Origin of the sequence: Paenibacillus solanacearum (assembly GCF_910593845.1) — a bacterium.
In the GTDB taxonomy this organism is placed as follows: domain Bacteria; phylum Bacillota; class Bacilli; order Paenibacillales; family NBRC-103111; genus Paenibacillus_G; species Paenibacillus_G solanacearum.
Genome location: NZ_CAJVAS010000038.1, coordinates 1 through 20,936 on the forward strand (window position 1 = coordinate 1; position 20,936 = coordinate 20,936).

35 protein-coding genes and 1 rRNA gene are annotated in these 20,936 nt (G+C 48.2%); 2 read left to right on the forward strand and 34 right to left on the reverse strand.

What is annotated here, in order from left to right; genetic code table 11:
• The 3 genes from KXG62_RS26640 to KXG62_RS26645 all read right to left on the reverse strand — a co-directional run.
• Positions 1 to 114: ribosomal RNA gene (locus KXG62_RS26640) — 16S ribosomal RNA — on the reverse strand; the annotation flags it as partial.
• Positions 115 to 448: 334 nt separating this feature from the next.
• A complete protein-coding gene (locus tag KXG62_RS34220) occupies positions 449 to 667 on the reverse strand; it encodes a hypothetical protein (RefSeq protein ID WP_246627658.1) in 219 nt (72 codons plus the stop codon).
• A gap of 158 nt (positions 668 to 825) precedes the next feature.
• A complete protein-coding gene (locus tag KXG62_RS26645) occupies positions 826 to 1,437 on the reverse strand; it encodes a stage II sporulation protein M (protein ID WP_218095078.1) in 612 nt (203 codons plus the stop codon).
• A 109-nt stretch (positions 1,438 to 1,546) separates the two neighbouring features.
• Between KXG62_RS26645 and pdaB the strand changes: the two genes are divergently transcribed.
• Complete coding sequence (pdaB, locus tag KXG62_RS26650) at positions 1,547 to 2,332, forward strand: polysaccharide deacetylase family sporulation protein PdaB (protein ID WP_218095079.1); 786 nt, start codon at positions 1,547 to 1,549, stop codon at positions 2,330 to 2,332.
• A gap of 29 nt (positions 2,333 to 2,361) precedes the next feature.
• Here pdaB and KXG62_RS26655 read toward each other — a convergent pair whose 3' ends face one another.
• The gene (locus tag KXG62_RS26655; RefSeq protein ID WP_218095080.1) at positions 2,362 to 2,934 is read right to left on the reverse strand and encodes a KinB-signaling pathway activation protein; all 573 of its coding nucleotides are present in this window, start codon (positions 2,932 to 2,934) and stop codon (positions 2,362 to 2,364) included.
• Between the two features lie 135 nt (positions 2,935 to 3,069).
• On the opposite strand from KXG62_RS26655, the gene gerD reads away from it, so the two are divergent.
• A complete protein-coding gene (gene gerD, locus KXG62_RS26660; protein ID WP_218095081.1) occupies positions 3,070 to 3,756 on the forward strand; it encodes a spore germination lipoprotein GerD in 687 nt (228 codons plus the stop codon).
• 14 nt (positions 3,757 to 3,770) lie between these two features.
• Here the strand turns inward: gerD and KXG62_RS26665 are convergent, their stop codons facing one another.
• The 30 genes from KXG62_RS26665 to rplP all read right to left on the reverse strand — a co-directional run bounded on the left by KXG62_RS26665 (position 3,771) and on the right by rplP (position 20,934).
• The gene (locus KXG62_RS26665; RefSeq protein ID WP_218095082.1) at positions 3,771 to 4,880 is read right to left on the reverse strand and encodes an Mrp/NBP35 family ATP-binding protein; all 1,110 of its coding nucleotides are present in this window, start codon (positions 4,878 to 4,880) and stop codon (positions 3,771 to 3,773) included.
• Positions 4,881 to 4,948: 68 nt separating this feature from the next.
• Positions 4,949 to 5,710, reverse strand: a complete 762-nt coding sequence (gene cwlD / locus KXG62_RS26670; RefSeq protein ID WP_218095083.1) for an N-acetylmuramoyl-L-alanine amidase CwlD — start codon at positions 5,708 to 5,710, stop codon at positions 4,949 to 4,951.
• Between the two features lie 73 nt (positions 5,711 to 5,783).
• A complete protein-coding gene (gene sat / locus KXG62_RS26675) occupies positions 5,784 to 6,959 on the reverse strand; it encodes a sulfate adenylyltransferase (RefSeq protein ID WP_218095084.1) in 1,176 nt (391 codons plus the stop codon).
• 36 nt (positions 6,960 to 6,995) lie between these two features.
• Positions 6,996 to 7,688 carry a phosphoadenylyl-sulfate reductase gene (locus KXG62_RS26680; protein ID WP_218095085.1) on the reverse strand — a complete coding sequence of 231 codons (693 nt, stop codon included), beginning with the start codon at positions 7,686 to 7,688 and terminating at the stop codon, positions 6,996 to 6,998.
• Between the two features lie 207 nt (positions 7,689 to 7,895).
• The gene (gene rpsI / locus KXG62_RS26685; RefSeq protein WP_218095086.1) at positions 7,896 to 8,288 is read right to left on the reverse strand and encodes a 30S ribosomal protein S9; all 393 of its coding nucleotides are present in this window, start codon (positions 8,286 to 8,288) and stop codon (positions 7,896 to 7,898) included.
• An 18-nt stretch (positions 8,289 to 8,306) separates the two neighbouring features.
• Complete coding sequence (rplM, locus tag KXG62_RS26690; RefSeq protein WP_218095087.1) at positions 8,307 to 8,744, reverse strand: 50S ribosomal protein L13; 438 nt, start codon at positions 8,742 to 8,744, stop codon at positions 8,307 to 8,309.
• Positions 8,745 to 8,893: 149 nt separating this feature from the next.
• Positions 8,894 to 9,673: a tRNA pseudouridine(38-40) synthase TruA gene (gene truA, locus KXG62_RS26695; protein ID WP_218095088.1), complete on the reverse strand. Its 780-nt coding sequence runs from the start codon at positions 9,671 to 9,673 to the stop codon at positions 8,894 to 8,896.
• A 187-nt stretch (positions 9,674 to 9,860) separates the two neighbouring features.
• Positions 9,861 to 10,226: a 50S ribosomal protein L17 gene (gene rplQ / locus KXG62_RS26700; protein WP_218095089.1), complete on the reverse strand. Its 366-nt coding sequence runs from the start codon at positions 10,224 to 10,226 to the stop codon at positions 9,861 to 9,863.
• 52 nt (positions 10,227 to 10,278) lie between these two features.
• Positions 10,279 to 11,223, reverse strand: coding sequence for a DNA-directed RNA polymerase subunit alpha (locus tag KXG62_RS26705; RefSeq protein WP_218095090.1), 945 nt, complete (start codon positions 11,221 to 11,223; stop codon positions 10,279 to 10,281).
• Positions 11,224 to 11,352: 129 nt separating this feature from the next.
• Positions 11,353 to 11,748, reverse strand: coding sequence for a 30S ribosomal protein S11 (gene rpsK / locus KXG62_RS26710; RefSeq protein ID WP_013921137.1), 396 nt, complete (start codon positions 11,746 to 11,748; stop codon positions 11,353 to 11,355).
• Positions 11,749 to 11,768: 20 nt separating this feature from the next.
• Positions 11,769 to 12,137, reverse strand: coding sequence for a 30S ribosomal protein S13 (gene rpsM / locus KXG62_RS26715; protein ID WP_218095091.1), 369 nt, complete (start codon positions 12,135 to 12,137; stop codon positions 11,769 to 11,771).
• Positions 12,138 to 12,153: 16 nt separating this feature from the next.
• Complete coding sequence (rpmJ, locus tag KXG62_RS26720; protein ID WP_003333770.1) at positions 12,154 to 12,267, reverse strand: 50S ribosomal protein L36; 114 nt, start codon at positions 12,265 to 12,267, stop codon at positions 12,154 to 12,156.
• Between the two features lie 122 nt (positions 12,268 to 12,389).
• Entirely contained in the window at positions 12,390 to 12,608 is a 219-nt protein-coding gene (gene infA / locus KXG62_RS26725) for a translation initiation factor IF-1 (RefSeq protein ID WP_218095092.1), read from the reverse strand.
• A 2-nt stretch (positions 12,609 to 12,610) separates the two neighbouring features.
• Entirely contained in the window at positions 12,611 to 12,919 is a 309-nt protein-coding gene (locus KXG62_RS26730; protein WP_218095093.1) for a KOW domain-containing RNA-binding protein, read from the reverse strand.
• 9 nt (positions 12,920 to 12,928) lie between these two features.
• Complete coding sequence (map, locus tag KXG62_RS26735) at positions 12,929 to 13,681, reverse strand: type I methionyl aminopeptidase (RefSeq protein WP_218095094.1); 753 nt, start codon at positions 13,679 to 13,681, stop codon at positions 12,929 to 12,931.
• Positions 13,681 to 14,331 (reverse strand): adenylate kinase, encoded by a 651-nt coding sequence (locus tag KXG62_RS26740; RefSeq protein WP_218095141.1) that lies wholly within the window; start codon positions 14,329 to 14,331, stop codon positions 13,681 to 13,683. The genes map and KXG62_RS26740 overlap by 1 nt, the downstream gene beginning before the upstream one ends.
• Positions 14,332 to 14,460: 129 nt before the next feature.
• Positions 14,461 to 15,762: a preprotein translocase subunit SecY gene (secY, locus tag KXG62_RS26745; RefSeq protein WP_218095095.1), complete on the reverse strand. Its 1,302-nt coding sequence runs from the start codon at positions 15,760 to 15,762 to the stop codon at positions 14,461 to 14,463.
• Positions 15,762 to 16,202 carry a 50S ribosomal protein L15 gene (rplO, locus tag KXG62_RS26750; RefSeq protein ID WP_218095096.1) on the reverse strand — a complete coding sequence of 147 codons (441 nt, stop codon included), beginning with the start codon at positions 16,200 to 16,202 and terminating at the stop codon, positions 15,762 to 15,764. The genes secY and rplO overlap by 1 nt, the downstream gene beginning before the upstream one ends.
• A gap of 33 nt (positions 16,203 to 16,235) precedes the next feature.
• A complete protein-coding gene (gene rpmD, locus KXG62_RS26755; protein ID WP_218095097.1) occupies positions 16,236 to 16,424 on the reverse strand; it encodes a 50S ribosomal protein L30 in 189 nt (62 codons plus the stop codon).
• A 10-nt stretch (positions 16,425 to 16,434) separates the two neighbouring features.
• Positions 16,435 to 16,932, reverse strand: a complete 498-nt coding sequence (gene rpsE, locus KXG62_RS26760) for a 30S ribosomal protein S5 (RefSeq protein ID WP_144853553.1) — start codon at positions 16,930 to 16,932, stop codon at positions 16,435 to 16,437.
• 29 nt (positions 16,933 to 16,961) lie between these two features.
• Complete coding sequence (rplR, locus tag KXG62_RS26765) at positions 16,962 to 17,327, reverse strand: 50S ribosomal protein L18 (RefSeq protein ID WP_218095098.1); 366 nt, start codon at positions 17,325 to 17,327, stop codon at positions 16,962 to 16,964.
• 59 nt (positions 17,328 to 17,386) lie between these two features.
• The gene (gene rplF, locus KXG62_RS26770) at positions 17,387 to 17,929 is read right to left on the reverse strand and encodes a 50S ribosomal protein L6 (RefSeq protein ID WP_218095099.1); all 543 of its coding nucleotides are present in this window, start codon (positions 17,927 to 17,929) and stop codon (positions 17,387 to 17,389) included.
• A 32-nt stretch (positions 17,930 to 17,961) separates the two neighbouring features.
• The gene (rpsH, locus tag KXG62_RS26775) at positions 17,962 to 18,360 is read right to left on the reverse strand and encodes a 30S ribosomal protein S8 (protein WP_218095100.1); all 399 of its coding nucleotides are present in this window, start codon (positions 18,358 to 18,360) and stop codon (positions 17,962 to 17,964) included.
• A 33-nt stretch (positions 18,361 to 18,393) separates the two neighbouring features.
• A complete protein-coding gene (locus KXG62_RS26780) occupies positions 18,394 to 18,579 on the reverse strand; it encodes a type Z 30S ribosomal protein S14 (protein WP_010498863.1) in 186 nt (61 codons plus the stop codon).
• A gap of 58 nt (positions 18,580 to 18,637) precedes the next feature.
• On the reverse strand, positions 18,638 to 19,180 hold the full coding sequence (gene rplE / locus KXG62_RS26785) for a 50S ribosomal protein L5 (protein ID WP_218095101.1): 543 nt from the start codon (positions 19,178 to 19,180) through the stop codon (positions 18,638 to 18,640).
• A 31-nt stretch (positions 19,181 to 19,211) separates the two neighbouring features.
• Positions 19,212 to 19,565 carry a 50S ribosomal protein L24 gene (gene rplX, locus KXG62_RS26790; protein WP_218095102.1) on the reverse strand — a complete coding sequence of 118 codons (354 nt, stop codon included), beginning with the start codon at positions 19,563 to 19,565 and terminating at the stop codon, positions 19,212 to 19,214.
• Between the two features lie 47 nt (positions 19,566 to 19,612).
• The gene (rplN, locus tag KXG62_RS26795; RefSeq protein WP_054818720.1) at positions 19,613 to 19,981 is read right to left on the reverse strand and encodes a 50S ribosomal protein L14; all 369 of its coding nucleotides are present in this window, start codon (positions 19,979 to 19,981) and stop codon (positions 19,613 to 19,615) included.
• A gap of 41 nt (positions 19,982 to 20,022) precedes the next feature.
• Positions 20,023 to 20,286 (reverse strand): 30S ribosomal protein S17, encoded by a 264-nt coding sequence (rpsQ, locus tag KXG62_RS26800; protein WP_218095103.1) that lies wholly within the window; start codon positions 20,284 to 20,286, stop codon positions 20,023 to 20,025.
• 23 nt (positions 20,287 to 20,309) lie between these two features.
• On the reverse strand, positions 20,310 to 20,510 hold the full coding sequence (gene rpmC / locus KXG62_RS26805; protein ID WP_218095104.1) for a 50S ribosomal protein L29: 201 nt from the start codon (positions 20,508 to 20,510) through the stop codon (positions 20,310 to 20,312).
• Complete coding sequence (rplP, locus tag KXG62_RS26810) at positions 20,500 to 20,934, reverse strand: 50S ribosomal protein L16 (RefSeq protein ID WP_218095105.1); 435 nt, start codon at positions 20,932 to 20,934, stop codon at positions 20,500 to 20,502. The genes rpmC and rplP overlap by 11 nt, the downstream gene beginning before the upstream one ends.
• Between the last annotated feature and the right edge of the window lie 2 nt (positions 20,935 to 20,936).

Consider the following 20,936-nt stretch of genomic DNA (forward strand, 5'->3'; position numbering starts at 1 on the left):
GTTGCCTACGTGTTACTCACCCGTCCGCCGCTAACCCCGAAGGGTCCGCTCGACTTGCATGTATTAGGCACGCCGCCAGCGTTCGTCCTGAGCCAGGATCAAACTCTCCATTAAGGTTGCTTGCATAACCCGAAGATTATGTTCGCTATAATGTAAGCTGATTGAGCTCAAAATTTACTGCTAGCGAGAATTTACATTCTCTATTTCACTCACTCGTTGTTCAGTTTTCAAAGGGCAATTCATGCTCGACATGAACCATGTCGTTTGCTGTCAACCATTTTAGCGGCGACTCTCATAATGTAACACATTCGCCTATTCGATTGCAAGCTTTATTTTTAAATCCTTGTTTCTCTTCGAACGACGAGCTATTCATACTGCTTGTCCTTCAAAATGAGAACGAGTTATAAATTATCACATCTGAGCAGCACATGTCAAGGGTTCCCGAATTTTAATGGTACATCCGATTGCGGGCATATCTTGAAATTTCTTTCGGCGACGCCAGACGTGCGTACATACGAAAAATTACTTTGTATCTCGATTCGATGGCCATTTTAATTTCGGAATCGATCCTTTTGTCGTTCAGATCGAACAACATCTCATCCAATTCCTTGCGCAGGACATAATCCAACTCTCTACATTCGCGCTCATTAAATAAAAAACCAAGCATGTTCGCAGTAAGGCCCCTTTCGAAATACATCTGGTCTTGGGGCAAAATGGCTGTGTTTTTTAAGAGAACAATGCCCTTAACCGTCCCAGCCATCTTGCTTGCTTTACTGTTATGCACAGTTTTTGGTATTTTTATGAGTCGGTGAAATGAAAATTATTTTACTTTTGGGCGAGCCAAAACGTAAGTGTGCTTTCAATTACCGCGGCAACCAGCAGCACTGCAACAAGCAAACCGCAAATCGGCACTAACGATTTGATGAACAAACGCAGATCTTCTCTCTTCTTAACCATCCGCTCAGGATTTATGATGGAAACCATCACTTTAAGCACGAGAAAGCCGAGACGCAGTCCGCACGCGCTGGCAAAAATAATTGCCGGAATTTCCAAAATGCCATGCGGCACTATCGATTTCAGCACAAAGAACAAAGAAGTGCCGCTCGCCGTAACCGCGCAAATGTAACCCAGCAGCAGACCGTTGGCCATTAAAAAGAACAAAGGGATGAAGCCGAAAAATACGCCCAGCGCGATAATTAAAAGCGACTTGGAAGCATTATTCCAAAAAATAATCCAAAATAACGTCCATTGCGGTTTTTCTTTGCCTTCCACCGAATTGACGATTTGCTTCAATGCTTCCATTTGCGCTTCAATGAATGCATGAAATTGCTCTGAATATAAAGCTCCCATAAAGATGCCTGCGGCAAACACCAATGCACAGGCAATGAAGTAGTGCTTCATTTGTTTCATCTGCGTTACCGCATTAGACCAATTCAAACGATACACCCCTTTTTAAGCATAAGTTAGTGGTACGAGCATACATTGGTACTAGTCCATTATCCTAAACAAGCCTTTCCCAAAAAGTCAGGCAAAGGAGGCAAACAACGTGAATTATTTCTACGTAATGAACGGAAAAAAACTAAAGCAAGCCATGATTATCTGCGTCGCCGTCTTGTTCGCTATCGGTATTATTTACTCGGAAAGCGAAAATGTAACGGTCTTCTCGCAAAATGAGCCAGCAGCCGTATACAGCGTGCAGACGGAGAAAAAGCTGATTGCACTTACTTTCGATATTAGCTGGGGGGATAAACGGACGGAGCCCATTCTCAAAATTCTTGAGGATAAAGGAATTAAAAAAGCGACATTCTTCCTGTCTTCGCCATGGGCCAGCAGCCACCCCGAAATCGTGAAGCACATTAAAGACGGGGGCTGGGAAATCGGAAGCCACGGGCATAAGCATGTCAATTACAGCAGTTTGACCGATGAAGAAATCAAAACTCAGATTCAGACAGCGCACAAGGTTTTATCCGATGTGACAGGAAAAGCCCCGAATTTGCTTCGGCTGCCCAACGGCGATTTTGACAAAAGGGTGCTGCGCATCGCTCATGATATGAATTATACCGTCGTTCAATGGGACACGGATTCTCAAGATTGGCTGAACAAAGGAACGGAAACCATCATTAATCGCGTCGTAGACAAAGCGCATCCTGGCGATATCGTGCTTATGCACGCCAGCGATTCGTCCAAACAGACGCATGAAGCGCTCCCGGTCATTATCGACAAGCTTCGAGCCAAAGGCTACGAGTTCGTCACCGTCAGCGAATTGATGAAGCTGACACAAGTCGACAACAAACCCCCGGTGGAAGATCAAACGATGAAGCCGTTGCACTAAAAACTTTATACGAAAAAAATCGAGAGCCGTTACACCGGCTCTTTGTTTGTGTTTAACACTTTGCCCAATATTAATATTTGCCATGTATTGCAGGCGACGAGCGGTAGGATCATAAATACGGCAGAAGCGATGTTATGCAGCGTAAGTGCAGGCTGTGCTTCGAGGATTGTTCCGACCGACATAAAAAACAAAGTGGGAATCCATGCGCTTTTATTGGTTAGCTTCACCTTGAAATAGGCTACGGCCACGCTGATCAGCAGCAACCCGACGGTTCCCACAATGTTCGTGTAATTGAGGTAAATCATATCGAACAACACGATAACCAGTATGATCAGTTGAAGCATGTTCCATGTCCACATATTCCGGATCATGCCCAGCCCGATAAAACGAATAATCAAATAAGCAAAAAAACCGATTTGGCTCACCAAGCTGATCAAGGCGCCTCCAACGAGCATCCAAAATATATTGTAGCCCATGGCGGATAGTCCCATGAAATCGAATTCCTGATCAACCGCTTGCAAGATAAAACCGGTAATCCCGGATGCCGCGGCCCCGATCAGCATCGTGGTCCAGAATAAATAAAACCATTTTCTTAACGTCACGATCTATGTACCCCCATCCTCTCATATCCGTTGTTAATTGTACCAACCTTCTCAATAAAAAGCTAACGACTTTTGTGTTAAGCTCCTGCGCGTTGACAAATACTATTCGTAAAACGATGAAGGGAGTCAGATGGGATGAACAAGCGGTGGCCCCGTTTCGTGCCCGTGATATTGATCGTCGGCGTTCTGACAGCCTGCGGTTCGGATACGCAAGCAGCCTCTTCCGGCAACAGCGGAAGCAATTATAAGGATACGAAATCGATGGTTCTGGATATTCTCAAAACCGAAGACGGACGCAGAGCGATTCAGGAAGCAACCATACAGCAAAACACGAAGCTGCAAGCCTTGTCTGCCGGTGATACGCAAATGCTGCAGCTAGCCGTCAAGGATGTACTTGTCGATACGCAGAGCACCCAGTTTCTGCAAAAAATGATTACCGATCCGAAGTTTGCCGGTCAGTTCGCCAAAGCGATTCAGCAAGACACCAAACAAATCCAAAAAGATCTAATGAAAGATCCGGAGTATCAAAAGCAGCTGCTTAACGCGATGAAAAGCCCTGACTTCGAAACGATGCTACTCGATACGATGAAAAGTACCCCTTACCGCGCCCAAACGAAAGCGGTGATCCAGGAATCGCTGCAAAGCCCGCTGTTCCGCTTGGAATTGATGGAGCTGATGAAGAAGGTACTGCAGGAAGAATCCATGCCTAAATCGCAAAGTCAAGGAAACAAGCAAGCAGGCGGCAAAAGCGGCAGCAGCGAGCAGCAAGGCGGCGATCAGAATGAGGGAGATCAGGAAAGCGGCAGCAAGAAACAGCAATAGAGAAAAGGACCGGCTTATGCCGGTCCTCCTTTTTGTTCTAGCTGCGACGCAATCGTTTCCGCCACTTCTTTATAAATAAGCCCTGTTTCCGTATCCGCTTTATAAACGGATGGAGAATAATCGGGTTCAGCGACATGGTTGTCCGGCACGCCGAGCGGAATTTGCGCGAGCAGCTTCGTGTGCAGCTCGTCGGCCAATTTGGCGCCGCCGCCTCTACCGAATACGTAGTCCTTCTGGCCGCATTGGCTACAGGAGTAGTACGACATGTTCTCGACTACACCGAGAATTTCATGCTCCGTATGAATCGCCATCGCGCCGGCGCGAGCTGCGACAAACGCGGCCGTCGCATGGGGCGTCGTTACGATGATTTCCTTGCTGTGCGGAATCATTTGATGCACGTCAAGCGCAACATCGCCCGTTCCTGGCGGCAAATCCAGCAGCAAATAGTCGAGCTTGCCCCACTCTACCTCACTGAAGAAATTGCGCAGCATTTTGCCGAGCATCGGGCCGCGCCAAATGACCGGCGTATTTTCTTCCACAAAAAAGCCCATGGAAATCACCTTGACGCCGAACCGCTCGATCGGGATGATCCGGTTGTTTACGAGCTGGGGACGTTCCTCGATGCCCATCATATCCGGTATGCTGAAGCCGTAAATGTCCGCATCGACGATGCCGACCTTTTTGCCGATTCTGGCCAAGGCTACCGCCAAATTGACCGTTACGGTCGATTTGCCGACGCCGCCTTTACCGCTGGCGATCGCAATAAACTTCACGCCCGATGCGGGATCCAATATATTCATCACCGGCGCGGCCGGTTCTCCAGCCGGCTCAGTCGCAGCTGCACGCTCCTGAAGCTTGCGCGCCGCGTCATTCCGCTCAAATTCGGAAAGCGGCCGAAACCGGAGATGTACATCCTTCGCCCCTGCCGCGAGAAGCTTCGCGCTCAGTCCGGCTTGCAACTGTTCCTTATACTCATCGTCCTCGCGGGATAGCAGAACGGTCGCCGATACGCGATCTTCCTTAATCATAATATCGCGTATAAAATGCAAGTCCGTCAGGCTCAATCCGTATTCCGGGTCTTGAATCTCATTTGCAGCCGCCAACACATCTTCTCTAGCTAACACGGTGTCACCTCAGCGTTCTAAGTTAAGTTGTACAATCATTGTTTCACTGAGGTTATTATATCATACTTTTAGTAAGAGCCTACTTTTTCACCCGAGTAATATCGGAGGATGCCCTGATAAATCGAAGCGGCCACTTTTTTCTGATAGTTCGGGTCGCCAAGCTGCTTCGCTTCAGCAGGATTCGACAAAAATCCCACCTCCACAAGAGCGCTCGGAATATTGAGCATTTTTAACACATAAATTTCTTTATCCGCCTGCTTGGCGATCCGGTCTGTATTTTTCAAATTTTTCTTGATTTCTTCCTGAATTAATGTAGCCAAGGTTTGGTTATCCTTATGGTTGGCAGGATAGAAAAAAGTTTGGGCCCCAGACCATTTGGCGGACGGAATGCTGTTCAGATGAATGCTTACGAACAAATCCGACTTTTGCTGCGAAATGAATTCGGCACGCTTATGCAAATCCTCCGTCTTCCTCCGGCTGTAGCCTTTGGTTGAAGGATCGGCCAAATCGCGGTCATCCTCCCGGGTCATGACGACGAGTGCGCCCGATTGCTGCAAGTAATCGCGCAAAAATTTGGTAATCGCCAGATTGATGTCTTTTTCGGATACGCCGTCTTTGCTTTGAGCGCCGCCGTCGGGACCGCCATGTCCTGCATCAAGCGCAATGATCTTCCCTGAAAGGGGCATTGTCCAGTAGGTCCACGTCTTCGTGGCGGGCAGCTCGTACGTGAACATGAACAGCATTAACAGGACAAGCAGGGCAGACATCGCAATCTTTAATCCGCCGTGCATCGTCAACCAGACGATGACCCTCTTCTTCCTTCCAAACATAATGAAATCCACCTCGCATCCCCATAGACTCTGTACATCTTATGGGACGAGGTGGATATTTATACCTGCTTGTTTATGCCGGATCATCCGCTTCTTTCATGCCTTCGATCAGCACTTCGGCCACTTCCGGCCGTGTAAATTGCGGCGGCGGACAATCGCCGCCTCGCAGCATCGCGCGCACTTTCGTACCCGATAGATGCAGATGATCTTCCTTACCATGCGGGCATGTTTTGCTCGAAGCCATGTTGCCGCATTTCGTGCAAAAGAAGCTGTGCTCGAAGAACAGCGGCGTAATGCCGAGCTCTTCCGGCGTAAAGTTGCTGAAAATTTGTTGCGCTTCGTAGGTGCCGTAATAATCGCCAACACCCGCATGATCGCGGCCAACGATAAAATGCGTGCAGCCGTAATTTTTGCGTACCATCGCATGAAAAATCGCTTCGCGTGGCCCAGCGTAACGCATAGCTGCCGGAAACACGCCAAGAAGCACACGGTCTTTCGGATAATAATTTTCGAGCAGCACCAAGTAGCTGCGCATCCGCACATCGGCGGAAATATCGTCCGACTTCGTTTGCCCCACCAGCGGATTCAAGAACAAAGCGTCGACAATTTCCAACGCGCTCTTCTGAATATATTCATGCGCCCGGTGCACTGGATTCCGGGTCTGGAAACCGACAACGGTCCTCCAGCCTTTCTCGGCGAATAACCGCCGCGTTTCCGACGGGTCGAAATAATAGTCTTCAAATTTTTCCGGTTTCGGACGATTCAATACATGCACTGGACCACCGATGTATGTCGACGGCTTTGAATACAGCTTTTGAACCCCTGGATGGGCCGTATCGTCCGTTTTAAACACTTTCACGGCTTCATTCTTCTGATCGACGGTATAAACGCTCTGAACGTCAATAATGCCGTATATAACCCCATCCTGTTCGCCTACAAGCGCTACCTGTTGGCCTGCGCAAATGGATTCGGCATCTCGGCTCTCTACGCCGAGCGTAATCGGAATGCTCCACACGGCGCCGTCCGCTAAACGCATGGACTCGACGACAGAACGATAGTCCGCTTCATTCATAAAACCGGTTAGCGGAGAGAAGGAGCCAACACCAATCAGATCCAAATCGGATATGGCCCAAGCATTGATCTTCAGATGATACAACGAACGTGCAGCTTTCAGCATTTCATCCCGTTGTTCCCCGAGAACTACCCGATTAATCAATGTTCCACCGTGCGGTTTAATGGTTTCACGCATGATTCACGTTGCTCCTCCCGGTCCGCTAATATTCGGTTATTTGTGCAACCCGCATTCCGTTTTCTCAAAACCGGCCCAGCGTCCGGCACGCGGGTCCTCACCAGCCGCGACTTGGCGTGTGCAGTGCTCACAGCCGATGCTCGGATAGTTTTGGTCGTGAAGCGGATTATAAATGATGTTATTGCTCTGGATGTAGTTCCAAACATCCTCAGAAGTCCAGCTCGCGAGCGGATTAAACTTCACTAATCCGAACTTCACATCATACTCGACCTTTTTGGAATTGGCACGAGTAGGCGCCTGATCTCTTCGAATCCCGGTGATCCATGCATCGTAATTTTTCAAAATATCGGTCAACGGGTCCACTTTACGAATGTTACAGCATTTCGTCGGATCGTTCTTCCACAACTCTTCACCATGTTGTTCGGCCTGCTCAGCAAGCGTAAGCTTCGGAAGCACTTGAACAAACTGCAAACCGTAATGCTGTACCAGTCGATCCCGAGTTTCGTATGTTTCTTTAAAATGTACGTTGGTATCTAAGTAAAATATGTCAGTTTTGGGGCTTACTTTTTGCAGCATGTCGACAAGGACGACATCTTCGGCCCCGAAACTACAGGCAAGCGTAATATTTGGGAATCTTTCTACCGCCCAGGCTAAAAGTTCCTCCGGGCTCCGGTCTTCGAATTGTTCGGCAGCTGTTCGAATCAGTTCTTCTTTTTCGAATAAATTCATGTAAAATCCTCCGTTCAGATTATTATTCCGAGTATTTTAATATGTTTTATTATATTTTTATTTTATTATAATACTCTCTACCTTTTTGTCAATTTAATTTTTTGTGTGGGCCGATACCTTTATATTATTGGTGTCCGGCTTATTTGGTGAAACGAAAAAAGACCTTTTCGCATTGTATCGAAAAGGTCTTTTGCATGTGTACGGATCTTAACGTTTGGAGAATTGAGGCGCGCGACGAGCGGCTTTCAAGCCGTACTTCTTACGCTCTTTCATTCTCGGGTCACGCGTCAGGAAGCCTGCCTTTTTCAAGGAACCGCGGAACTCAGGGTCTACTTTAAGCAATGCGCGGGAAATCCCGTGACGGATTGCTCCAGCTTGTCCGGAAATGCCGCCGCCATGAGCCAGAACCAACACGTCGTATTTGGACAATGTTTCTGTCAAATTGAGCGGTTGCTTTACGATCAGTTTCAATGTTTCCAAACCGAAATATTCGTCCAGATCACGCTTATTGATAACGATACGGCCTTCGCCCGGTACGAGACGTACACGCGCTACCGAATGTTTGCGTCGGCCAGTGCCATAATATTGTACTTGTGCCACAAGACAGTCCTCCCTTTATTAACCGCGAAGTTCCCAAACTTCAGGTTGTTGTGCTTGATGCGGATGCTCCGAACCGGCATATACTTTGAGCTTCGTCTTCAGGCTGTTGCCCAGACGGTTTTTCGGAAGCATGCCATGAATCGCAAATTCCAATACGCGCTCCGGTTTGTTTTTCAACATGTCTCCAGCGGAAGTTACTTTCAAACCGCCCGGATGCAAGGAATGGCGATAATATTTTTTGTCTTGCAGCTTCTTGCCTGTCAAGAAAATCTTCTCTGCGTTGATAATAACGACGAAATCGCCCGTATCAATATGCGGAGTAAATTGTGGTTTGTGCTTGCCGCGCAAAATGCTGGCAGCTTCGCTTGCAAGACGACCAAGCGTTTTATCGGTAGCATCGATGATGTACCATTTGCGTTCTACTTCATTTGGCTTCGCCATATATGTGGTACGCATGTAATGTTCCTCCTAAATCTATCTTTACAAGTCATCATTCATTTTCATATGTCATGGAAATTGCCTATTCACGGATTTCAAGACCCGGGGCCGTGGGGTAGCCAGTCATGAAACACCATTTGTTATTGTACTACACCAAGGCAAAATAATCAAGGACCTGGCGCTTCATCCTCATAAAAAACTTCCCACAGCATCAAACCGTGAGCCATCGCCGTCGGACCAGCTCTCCGTCTGCTTTTCGCTTCGAGTACAGCGCCTATATCCGAACTCGGCCGCTTACCCTCACCGACCTGCAACAGCGTGCCGACAATAATCCTGACCATATTGTATAAAAAACCGCTGCCCGTCAAAACAATATGAAAAGCGTATGAACCTAATTCCTCTTCATATGGATCGCAAATGAGCTTAGCTTCGTATACGGTTCGGACAAATGAAGTCTTCGTTGTCCGGGCCGAACAGAAGGAAGAAAAGTCGTGCTCCCCGACGATATAGCGAAGGCCTTCGCGCATCGCTTCGATGTCTAGCGACTTGGGATGGTGAAATTCCATATGCCGTTTAAACACATCGGGATTTCTGCCGCAGCGCACGGTATAGCGGTACGTCTTCCGTTTGGCCGAACGTCTGCTGTGAAATTCCATCGGAACGATGCGCGCGTCCCTCACAACGATGTCTTTCGCCAGTCCGCCATTAAGCGCCATGCACCAGCGCTCGATCGGAATTAGCGACTCCGTCGTAAAGTTGAATACCTGGCCTCTGGCATGCACTCCTGCGTCGGTACGGCCGGAGGCGGTGATTTTCAGTCGCTCTCCGGTCAGCTGTTCGATCGCTTGCTCCAGTTGATCCTGAATCGTCCTCAGGTTTCCCGGCTGTGTCTGGAAGCCGTTATAGGCGGTTCCGTCATAGCTTACCGTCATTCGTATGTTTCTCACACGCGGCCTCCACATCGCAATGCTCCCGGCGCTTGAGCCTACAAAAAAAAGGGTTTCAGCAGAATCGCAAGATCCCGTCCACCCTTTCCCTTCCGTTTGCACCGGTACAACGGCAGCGCCGTTGTCCGTGTTCAAAACTATAGCAACCGCTGCGGCTGTTTAGACCGGCAGATGCCGATTTTGCTTATTAAGCGCGGTCTACCAGTTCCAGATAAACCATAGGAGCCGCATCGCCGCGACGAGGTCCCAATTTCAAAATACGCGTGTATCCGCCTTGACGTTCTGCGTAACGAGGCGCCAGGTCAGCGAAAAGCTTCTGGATCGCATCTTGATTCTCGTTAGCTGCTTCGCGGCGAACAAAGGAAGCCACTTGGCGACGAGCGTGCAGGTCTCCACGTTTCGCAAGTGTAATTAACTTTTCTGCGATCGAACGCAATTCTTTAGCTTTGGCTTCTGTTGTTTGAATGCGCTCATGTATGAACAAGTCGGTTACCAGGTCACGAAACAATGCTTTACGTGCGCTGGAGTCACGACCCAACTTTTGGTATGCCACTATTGTGCACCCTCCTTCTGCATTATGGTTAAAGCACGCGCACCTAAGGGCATTAATCTTCCATTCTTAAGCCAAGACCAAGCTCTTCCAGCTTTTCTTGAACTTCTTCCAAAGATTTGCGTCCCAGGTTGCGCACCTTCATCATATCTTCTTCCGTTTTGGTAATCAGTTCTTGCACCGTATTGATACCGGCACGCTTCAGGCAGTTGTAGGAACGGACGGAAAGGTCGAGCTCTTCGATCGTCATCTCCAGAACTTTCTCTTTTTTGTCTTCTTCCTTCTCCACCATGATTTCGGCATCTTTCGCTTCGTCGGTCAAACCGACAAACAGCATCAGATGCTCAGTTAAAATTTTAGCGCCAAGACTTACGGCTTCTTCCGGTCGAATACTTCCATCGGTCCAGACTTCGAGGGTAAGTTTATCGTAATTCGTAACTTGACCGACGCGCGTATTTTCCACGCTATAGTTGACGCGAGTAATCGGAGTATAGATCGAATCGATCGGAATCACGCCGATCGGCTGATCCTCTCTTTTGTTCTTGTCTGCCGATACGTACCCCCGGCCGCGGTTCGCATGAATTCGCATGTGAAGCCGTGCATCGGAGGAAAGCGTAGCAATGTGCAAATCCGGGTTCAAGATTTCCACATCGCTATCGCCGCGAATATCGCCAGCCACAACAGCCCCTTCACCTTCAGCATCGATCTCCAACACTTTCTCCTCGTCGGAGTGGATCTTCAGCGATAAGCCTTTAAGGTTCAGGATAATCTCCGTAACATCTTCCATGACGCCAGGAACCGTAGAAAACTCATGCAGGACGCCATCGATTTGCACCGATGTCACCGCTGCCCCCGGTAAAGACGAAAGCAAAATTCTGCGAAGCGAATTACCGAGTGTCGTTCCGTAGCCTCTTTCCAAAGGCTCCACTACAAACTTGCCGTAGGTGCCGTCTTCGCTCAATGATACGGTTTCTATTTTCGGCTTTTCGATTTCGATCATTGGTAAACACCCTCCTTCAAACGTCGTTTCCCTCTGGATAACTTAAGACGTATAAAACGTGCAATATGCCCATCCAAATAGTATTCTCAACTTTTGGATATTTATACCACACGGCTTAACAATCCTGAATTAGACACGACGACGTTTCGGAGGACGGCAACCGTTATGAGGGATTGGAGTCACGTCTTTAATCAGGTTTACTTCCAGACCTGCCGCTTGCAGCGAACGAATCGCAGCTTCACGACCTGCTCCAGGACCTTTAACCATAACTTCGACAGCTTTCATCCCATGCTCCATAGCCGCTTTAGCCGCGGACTCGGCAGCCATTTGCGCAGCAAACGGAGTGCTTTTGCGGGAGCCTTTGAAACCGAGGTTACCAGCGCTTGCCCAGGAAATTGCGTTCCCGTGCGGGTCGGTAATCGTAACGATCGTATTGTTAAACGTAGAGCGGATATGCGCTACGCCAGAGTCGATATTTTTCCGGTCACGACGTTTGGTACGTACTACTTTTTTTGGTTTAGCCATTTAAGAGTTACCCTCCTTTACTATTTTTTCTTATTCGCTACCGTACGACGAGGACCTTTACGCGTACGAGCATTTGTTTTCGTACGTTGACCGCGAACAGGCAGGCCGCGACGATGACGAACACCGCGATAGCAGCCGATCTCGATCAGACGCTTGATGTTCAGAGCGATTTCACGACGAAGATCGCCTTCCACTTTAAGCGTTTTGTCGATGACTTCACGAATTTTGCTTACTTCGTCTTCCGTCAGATCGCGAACGCGAGTGCTAGCATTAACGCCAGTTTGAGCGACGATTTTTTGTGCTGTCGTATTTCCGATACCGAAAATGTATGTCAGAGCAATGATCACTCGTTTGTCACGAGGCAAGTCTACACCAGCAATACGTGCCATTTATTGGGGCACCCCCTTATCCTTGTTTTTGTTTATGCTTCGGATTTTCGCAGATTACCATAACGTTCCCTTTGCGGCGAATGACTTTGCATTTTTCGCAAATCGGCTTGACCGATGGTCTTACCTTCATGGTGGTTACCTCCTAAGAGTTCTTCGCTAGAAAAACTTTCTTCGTAAGCCTGAGCTAAGTTTTCGAGAGAAAACTTACTTCACAAGCCATAGCTTAAGTTTTCGTGAGAAAACGTACTTCATTTATTTAAAACGATAGGTTATACGGCCTCTGGTCAAATCATAAGGCGAAAGTTCGACTGTTACTTTATCACCGGGCAGGATCCGGATAAAGTTCATTCTGATTTTCCCCGATACATGAGCAAGTATCTTATGACCGTTCTCCAGTTCCACTTTAAACATTGCATTCGGAAGAGGTTCAATCACTGTACCTTCAACTTCAATTACATCTTCTTTGGCCACAGTCATTCTCCTTTCTCTAGCGCTTCAGTTTCCAAATTGTCCACATACTTATTCAGTGCAAATCGCAGCTTCCCGTTGGTGACACGAGAGGTCTCCAGCAGGCTTTCAGCCACTTCGGAGCTGATGGCCGGCAGAAGCTCGAGATGAATAATGTTTTTTTTCTTAGGCTGATCGAATCTCCGTTTGTTGCCGTCTGCAATCCACACGTATCGTTGGTCTACGACGCCGATAATGACGGCAAACTTTCCGGTATCTTGTCCCCGAATCACCCTAACGATTTGTCCAGGCTGCGGATCGTGTGATGCTGCCATCGCCATCACCTACGTTCCAGGCAGCGTGAGGATCTCATAACCTTCCGGCGTAATCGCTATGGTATGCTCAAAATGAGCGCACAGTGTGCCATCCACCGTGACGACCGTCCAATTGTCCTCCAGCGTGCGAACGTACCGCTCGCCGACGTTGACCATTGGTTCGATCGCAAGCACCATACCGGGCTTTAGCCGCGGGCCATGTCCTGCCACGCCGTAGTTTGGAATTTGGGGCTCCTCGTGGAGCTCCGTTCCAATGCCGTGTCCGACATATTCCCGGACAACCGAAAAACCTTCATCTTCAATGCATTTTTGGATGGCGTGCGATATCGTGTACAGCCTCACATCCGGTCCTGCTTGCGCAAGGCCCGCAAAAAGCGACTTTTCAGTCACTTCAAGCAATTTGCGTGCAGTCTCGGAAATAGTGCCGACCCCATACGTCCAAGCGGAGTCTCCATGATATCCTTTATACTTCGCGCCGATGTCAACACTGATGATGTCACCATCTTGTAGCTTTCTTTGTCCCGGAATACCGTGAACCAATTCGTCATTGACTGAAGCACATATGCTGCCAGGAAAACCGTTGTAGCCTTTGAAAGACGGGACTGCTCCTTGACTGCGAATATAGTCTTCTGCGATTTGATCGAGCTGTTTGGTGGTAACATCGGGCTTGATGGCCTGTTTGAGCAACCGGTGCGTTTCGGCAACGATGCGACCGGCCTCCCGCATGAGCTCCAATTCAGCAGCTGACTTACAGATGATCATTAAGCCTGCCCTCGCAATAGTGAACTGATTTGTGCAGTAACCGTATGAATCTCTTGCTCACCGTTAACCTCACGCAATATTCCCTTGTTACGATAATACTCCAAGAGCGGAGCTGTTTTATTGATGTACTCGTCCAAACGAGTCCCTACTTTTTCTTCGGTGTCATCGGAACGCTGATACAACTCACCAGAACATTTGTCGCAAACATTGTCACGCGCAGGGGGGTTAAACAAGATATGATACGTTGCTCCACAAGACTTGCAAATTCTACGACCCGTCAAACGTGCGAGCAACCGATCCCGGTCCACTTTCAAGTTAATGACGTGATCCATCGTTTTTCCCATCGCTGCCATGATTTCATCCAAGGCCTCGGCTTGGGAAATAGTTCTAGGAAATCCGTCAAGCAGAAATCCTGTGCTGCAATCGGATTGCTGCAATCTTTCGCGAACAATACCGATCGTAATCTCATCTGGGACAAGCAGTCCCTGATCAACATATTTCTTTGCTTCCAAGCCGAGCGGCGTTTCCTGCTTCATCGCCAGCCGGAATGCATCCCCGGTAGAAATATGCGGGATTTGAAACTCGTCAACGATTTTTTCAGCCTGAGTACCTTTCCCTGCACCGGGAGGCCCCATAAAGATGATGTTCATCATGACTTCCTCCCCAAAGCATCTTTCGATGCTAACAGCACAATAGGTGCCGATAGCCAAAGGTTCGTTGTCAACTGCCCTCTAAACAACCGAGAATTCCGTTGCAACTCCGCTACCAGTACCTATTTGCTATTTATTGATAAAACCTTTGTAGTGGCGTTTGATCAACTGGCTTTCGATCGTTTTCATCGTTTCAAGACCTACGCCGATCACGATGAGCAGCGATGTGCCGCCGATCTGTACCGAGTTTGGCAATCCGGCCACACTACCCATGATCATCGGCAAAATCGAGATAGCAGCCAGGAACAGCGCACCGGACAAAGTGATTCTTGTCATGACCCGCGTCAAGTAAACCGATGTCGTCTTACCTGGGCGAATACCTGGAATGTAACCACCATTCTTCTTCATCTGATCCGCCATCTGTACAGGGTTGATCTGCACAAAGGTGTAGAAGTATGTGAACCCGATGATTAGAAGTACATAAAGCACCATTCCGAACGGATGCGTGTAGTTGAGATTGGTAATGATCCACTCCGCAACGACATTGCCTCTCCAAAAGCTTGCGATCGTGGGTGGGAATACGAGCAACGAAAGTGCGAAGATGACCGGAATAACCCCCGCGGCATTCACTTTCAAAGGAATGTGCGTGGATTGACCTCCGAACATTTTCCGTCCGACGACTCTCTTTGCGTATTGAACCGGAATTTTGCGAACGCCTTGCTGTACGAAAATGACACCGGCAATCAGCGCAATGATCACGACCGCAATAATCACAATCTTCACTACATTCAGGAAGAGCGCGTCACCAGCATCTGCAAATTGCGATTGGTAGATCTGGTGAATGCCGGTCGGAATTGCTGCCACGATTCCCGCGAAGATGATAATGGAAATACCATTTCCAATGCCATTTTCAGTGATTTGTTCCCCTAACCACATCAGAAAAGCAGTACCCGCCGTAAGCACGATGGCAATTAAAGCATACGTCGTAAAGCTCGGATTATTTACCAAACCGCTGTATAAGCGATTAAATCCGATCGATAGACCAAATGCTTGAATTAAACCAAGTACGATCGTGCCATATCGGGTAATCTGCCCCAACTTCTTTCTGCCCACTTCTCCTTCTTTCGCCCACTGCGTAAATCTCGGAATTACGTCCATGGACAAAAGTTGGACGATGATCGAAGCCGTAATATACGGCATGATCCCCATCGCAAAAATGGAAAACTGAAACAGGGCGCCACCCGAGAATGTATTCAGCAAGCCGAATACATCGCTCCTGTTGGCCTGGTCTTGAAGTTTCAGTATTTCTGTGTTGATGTTAGGTACCGGAATAAAAGCACCTATTCTGTAGACGATCAAAACAAGAAGCGTAAACAAGATCCGCTTCCTCAGATCGGCCACTTTCATAATATTGGATATGGTACGAAACATTAAATCACCTCGGTTTTACCGCCGGCAGCCTGGATTTTCTCTACCGCAGATTGAGAAAACTTGTTGGCTTTAACGTTCAACCCTACTGTGATTTCACCGTTCCCCAAGATTTTGATGCCGTCTTTAGGGTTTTTCACGATGCCAGCCTCGAGCAGAACTTCCGGAGTAACTTCCGTACCCGCTGCAAATTTATTCAATTCCTCAACGTTGATTGTCGCATATTCCGTACGGAATCTGTTGTTAAATCCACGCTTCGGCAATCGACGATATAACGGGTTTTGACCGCCTTCGAATCCTGGACGAACACCGCCACCCGAACGAGCGTTTTGGCCTTTGTGACCGCGAGTAGCCGTTTTACCCATACCGCTACCGATACCGCGACCTACACGCTTGCGGGAAGTACGGGAGCCAGGCGCTGAAGTAAGTTCATGCAATTTCATCGTTTGCACCTCCTCTAGCTCTAAATTACTTTCTTATGCTTCTACTTCTTGAACGTCAACCAAATGTTGTACTTGGCTTACCATACCGCGGATTGCGGCATTGTCTACCTTCGTAACTGTTTGATGCAGCTTGCGAAGTCCAAGAGCGGCAACGGTTTTACGTTGCGTTTCAGGACGACCGATCAGGCTGCGCTTGAGGGTGATTTGCAATTGCTTAGCCATGGTATCCCTCCTAACCTAAAAGTTCTTCTACGGTTTTACCGCGAAGCTTAGCAACCTCTTCCGCACGCTTCAGGCGTCCTAAGCCTTCCAGGGTAGCGTTAACCATGTTGATGGAGTTCGAAGATCCGAGGGACTTCGTCAAAATATCGCCAACGCCAGCCAGCTCAAGCACCGCACGAACCGGACCGCCGGCGATAACTCCTGTACCTTTCGAAGCAGGCTTCAACAGCACGCGGCCTGCGCCAAAATGTCCAGTCACCAGGTGAGGAATTGTTGTTCCGACGATAGGAACGTGAATCAGGTTTTTCTTCGCGTCTTCGATACCTTTACGAATCGCATCAGGTACCTCGGAAGCTTTACCGATTCCAGCGCCTACCCAACCTTTGCCGTCGCCCACGACTACGAGTGCGCTAAAGCTGAAACGACGACCGCCCTTTACGACTTTAGCTACGCGGTTAATATGAACGACTTTTTCAGTCAGTTCTAAAGTATTGGGATCAATACGCAAGTCCTTTACCTCCTTGTTTCATAGATTGATTAGAATTCAAGACCTGCTTCACGAGCAGCGTCTGCGAGTGCCTTTACTCGGCCGTGATACAAATATCCGCCGCGGTCAAATACCACTTGGGTCACGCCGGCTTTTTTAGCGCGCTCTGCGATCAATGCGCCAACTTTCGTAGCCGCGTCAACGTTGCCGCCATTGCCGACTTCATTCAATTCTTTGTCTTGCGTCGATGCTGCAGCGATCGTTACGCCTTGAACGTCGTCGATCAGTTGAGCATACATATGTTTGGAAGAACGGAAAATGTTGAGGCGTGGACGCTCAGTCGTTCCTTGAATTTTTTTGCGAACGCGAAGATGTCTCTTCAGACGCGCTTTATTTTTATCGCCTTTGGTAATCATTCCAGGGTTCACTCCTTTCGAGTTGGTTCCGAATCAGAAGGCTAAGCCGTTACGCCGCCTTACTTCTTCTTACCGGCTTTACCTTCTTTACGAAGAATACGCTCGCCTTCGTACTTGATCCCTTTGCCTTTATACGGTTCAGGCTCACGTACGGAACGAACTTTTGCAGCTGTTGCGCCGACCAATTCTTTATCGATCCCTTTAACGATGATCTTGGTGTTGGTAGGAACTTCGAATTCGATGCCGTTCTCTGGCTCGATCTCAACCGGGTGGGAATACCCAACGTTCAGCACCAGCTTATTGCCGGTTTTGTTCGCACGGTAACCTACGCCAACAAGTTCAAGGTTTTTTACGAATCCATCAGTTACGCCGCTAACCATGTTTTGTACTACACTGCGCGTAGTACCGTGCAGGGAGCGGTGCAATTTATTGTCGGAAGGGCGTTCTACAGTCAGAACACTATCCTCAACGCTAACCTTCATATCTTTGTGCAACTCACGGCTCAAAGTACCTTTAGGACCTTTTACCGTAATTAATGTATTTTCTAAAGTCACGTTTACTCCGCTTGGGATCGTGATAGGCTTTCGGCCAATACGGGACATGTTGTGCACCTCCGTTCATTAAAAATCAGTAATTACCAAACGTAGCAGATGACTTCTCCGCCAGCTTTGGATTGACGAGCTTCTTTATCCGTCATAACCCCTTTGGAGGTGGACAGGATTGCGATGCCGAGACCGCCGAGTACGCGCGGAACCTCTTGGCTTTTTGCATAAACGCGCAGGCCAGGCTTGCTGATTCTTTTCAAACCGGTAATAACGCGCTCTTGGTTCGCACCATATTTCAGGAACAAGCGGATAATGCCTTGCTTGTTATCTTCGATATATTCAGCGTCACGGATAAAGCCTTCCTTCTTCAAGATTTCAGCGATTTCGCGCTTAACCTTCGAAGCCGGAATTTCCACAGTTTCGTGACGAACAACGTTAGCGTTGCGAATACGTGTAAGCATATCTGCAATTGGATCGGACATAACCATGTAATGTAAACCTCCTTCCCGAAACTTTAGGTTTTACCAGCTTGCTTTTTTTACGCCAGGAATCTGGCCTTTGTATGCCAATTCGCGGAAGCAAATTCTGCAAATTTTAAACTTGCGAAGAACTGAGTGAGGACGACCGCAGCGCTCGCAGCGTGTGTAAGCCTGCACCTTGAATTTTGGAGGACGCTGCTGCTTAATCTTCATCGAAGTTTTTGCCACTTTTGGTTTACACCTCCTGGGAGTTTCCCACGGAAACTTGCTTCATGAGCAAGTGCCCTTATTTTACAAACGGCATACCTAATTGATTCAAAAGCTCACGGGACTCTTCATCCGTTTTTGCTGTAGTCACGATAACGATATCCATACCGCGCACTTTATCCACTTTGTCGTACTCAACTTCCGGGAAGATGAGCTGTTCTTTCAAACCAAGCGTGTAGTTGCCGCGGCCATCGAATGCTTTCGCGGAAACGCCACGGAAGTCACGTACGCGTGGAAGTGCAACGTTGAACAGTTTATCAAGGAATTGATACATACGCTCGCCGCGAAGTGTTACCTTCACGCCGATTGGCATATTTTCACGCAGTTTAAACCCTGCGATCGATTTTTTCGCTCTGGTGATAACCGGCTTTTGACCGGAAATCAGCTGCAGGTCTTGAACCGCCGTATCGAGAACTTTGGAGTTGGATACCGCTTCGCCCACACCCATGTTAATAACAACTTTCTCGATCTTCGGAACTTGCATTACCGTCGTGTAGTTAAACTTCTGCATCAACGCAGGAGTGATTTCGTTCAGAAAACGATCTTTCATTCTTGCTGCCATCGTTCATGTACCTCCTTTCTTACTTTTGCGATTAATCGATAACCTCGCCGGATTTTTTCGCGACGCGGACTTTTTTGCCGTTCTCAAGCACTTTGTAACCGACGCGTGTAGGCTGGCCGCTCTTCGGATCGATCAGCATCACGTTGGATACATGAATCGGAGCCTCTTGCGTAATGATGCCGCCTTGCGGATTTTGTTGGGAAGGCTTCGTGTGCTTCTTCACCAGGTTTACACCTTCGATCAGCACACGGTTTTCGCGAGGGAATGCTGCGATGACGCGGCCTTTTTTCCCTTTGTCCTTACCTGTGATAACAAAAACCGTATCGTCTTTTTTCACATGCAATTTATTGTTATGGGACTCGAGTTTCTTCGGTTGTTTTGGCATTTCGTTTACACCTCAGCTTTCATAAGAAAACTTATTGATTTCCTAACTTAGATAACCTCAGGAGCCAGAGAAACAATCTTCATGAAGTCTCTGTCGCGAAGTTCGCGTGCTACCGGTCCAAAGATACGCGTGCCGCGAGGGCTCTTGTCTTCTTTCACGATAACCGCTGCATTCTCATCAAAGCTGATGTAGGATCCGTCCTTACGACGAGCACCGCGTCTCGTGCGCACCACTACCGCTTTAACTACGTCACCTTTTTTGACAACGCCACCTGGTGTTGCTTCTTTCACGGAGCAAACGATCAGATCACCGATGTTTGCAGTACGACGACCCGTACCACCTAACACGCGGATACACATAAGCGACTTTGCGCCGGAGTTGTCAGCTACCTTCAATCGAGTAAATGGTTGAATCATTGTGTATTCCCTCCTTCCAGGCTTGATACCAATTGCTTATATTAAACGATAACCGCTTTTTCAACCACTTTAACCAGTCTCCAGCGCTTGTCTTTGGAGAGCGGGCGGGTTTCCATGATTTCGACAACGTCGCCGATTTTAGCTTCATTGTTCTCATCATGCGCTTTGAACTTTTTCGTATATTTGATGCGCTTGTGGTAAAGGTCGTGTTTTTTGTACGTTTCTACCGCAACAACGATGGTTTTGTCCATTTTGTCGCTAACGACTTTACCAAGCTGCGTTTTGCGCTCGTTGCGTTCAGCCATCAGAGATCCTCCTCTCTCATTCATTAACTAGTGATTCCCAATTCTCTTTCACGCAAAACAGTTTTTGCCCGGGCAATCTCTTTGCGGACTTTTTGAATTTGTACGGGATTATCCAGTTGACCGGTAGCCAGTTGAAAACGGAGGTTAAAGAGTTGCTCTTTAAATCCGGCGACTTTTTGTTCGATCTCAGCAGTGGTTAAGTTGCGAAATTCACTAGCTTTCATTTGCTTCACCACCTACTTCTTCTCTTTTCACAAACTTCGTTTTGATCGGCAGCTTGTGAGAGGCGAGACGCATAGCTTCACGGGCGATTTCTTCGCTGACACCAGCAAGTTCGAACAGAACTTTGCCCGGTTTCACGACAGCAACCCATTTTTCTACGTTACCTTTACCGCTACCCATCCGGACTTCAAGCGGCTTTTGCGTAATTGGCTTGGAAGGGAAAATCTTGATCCAAACTTTACCGCCCCGCTTAATATAACGAGTCATCGCAATACGGGCAGCTTCGATTTGACGGTTGGTTACCCAAGCCGGCTCAAGCGCCTGCAAACCATATTCGCCGAAATGCACTTCCGCTCCGCCTTTAGCTTGACCGCGCATGTTGCCGCGGTGCTCCTTGCGGTGTTTTACACGTTTAGGAACTAACATGA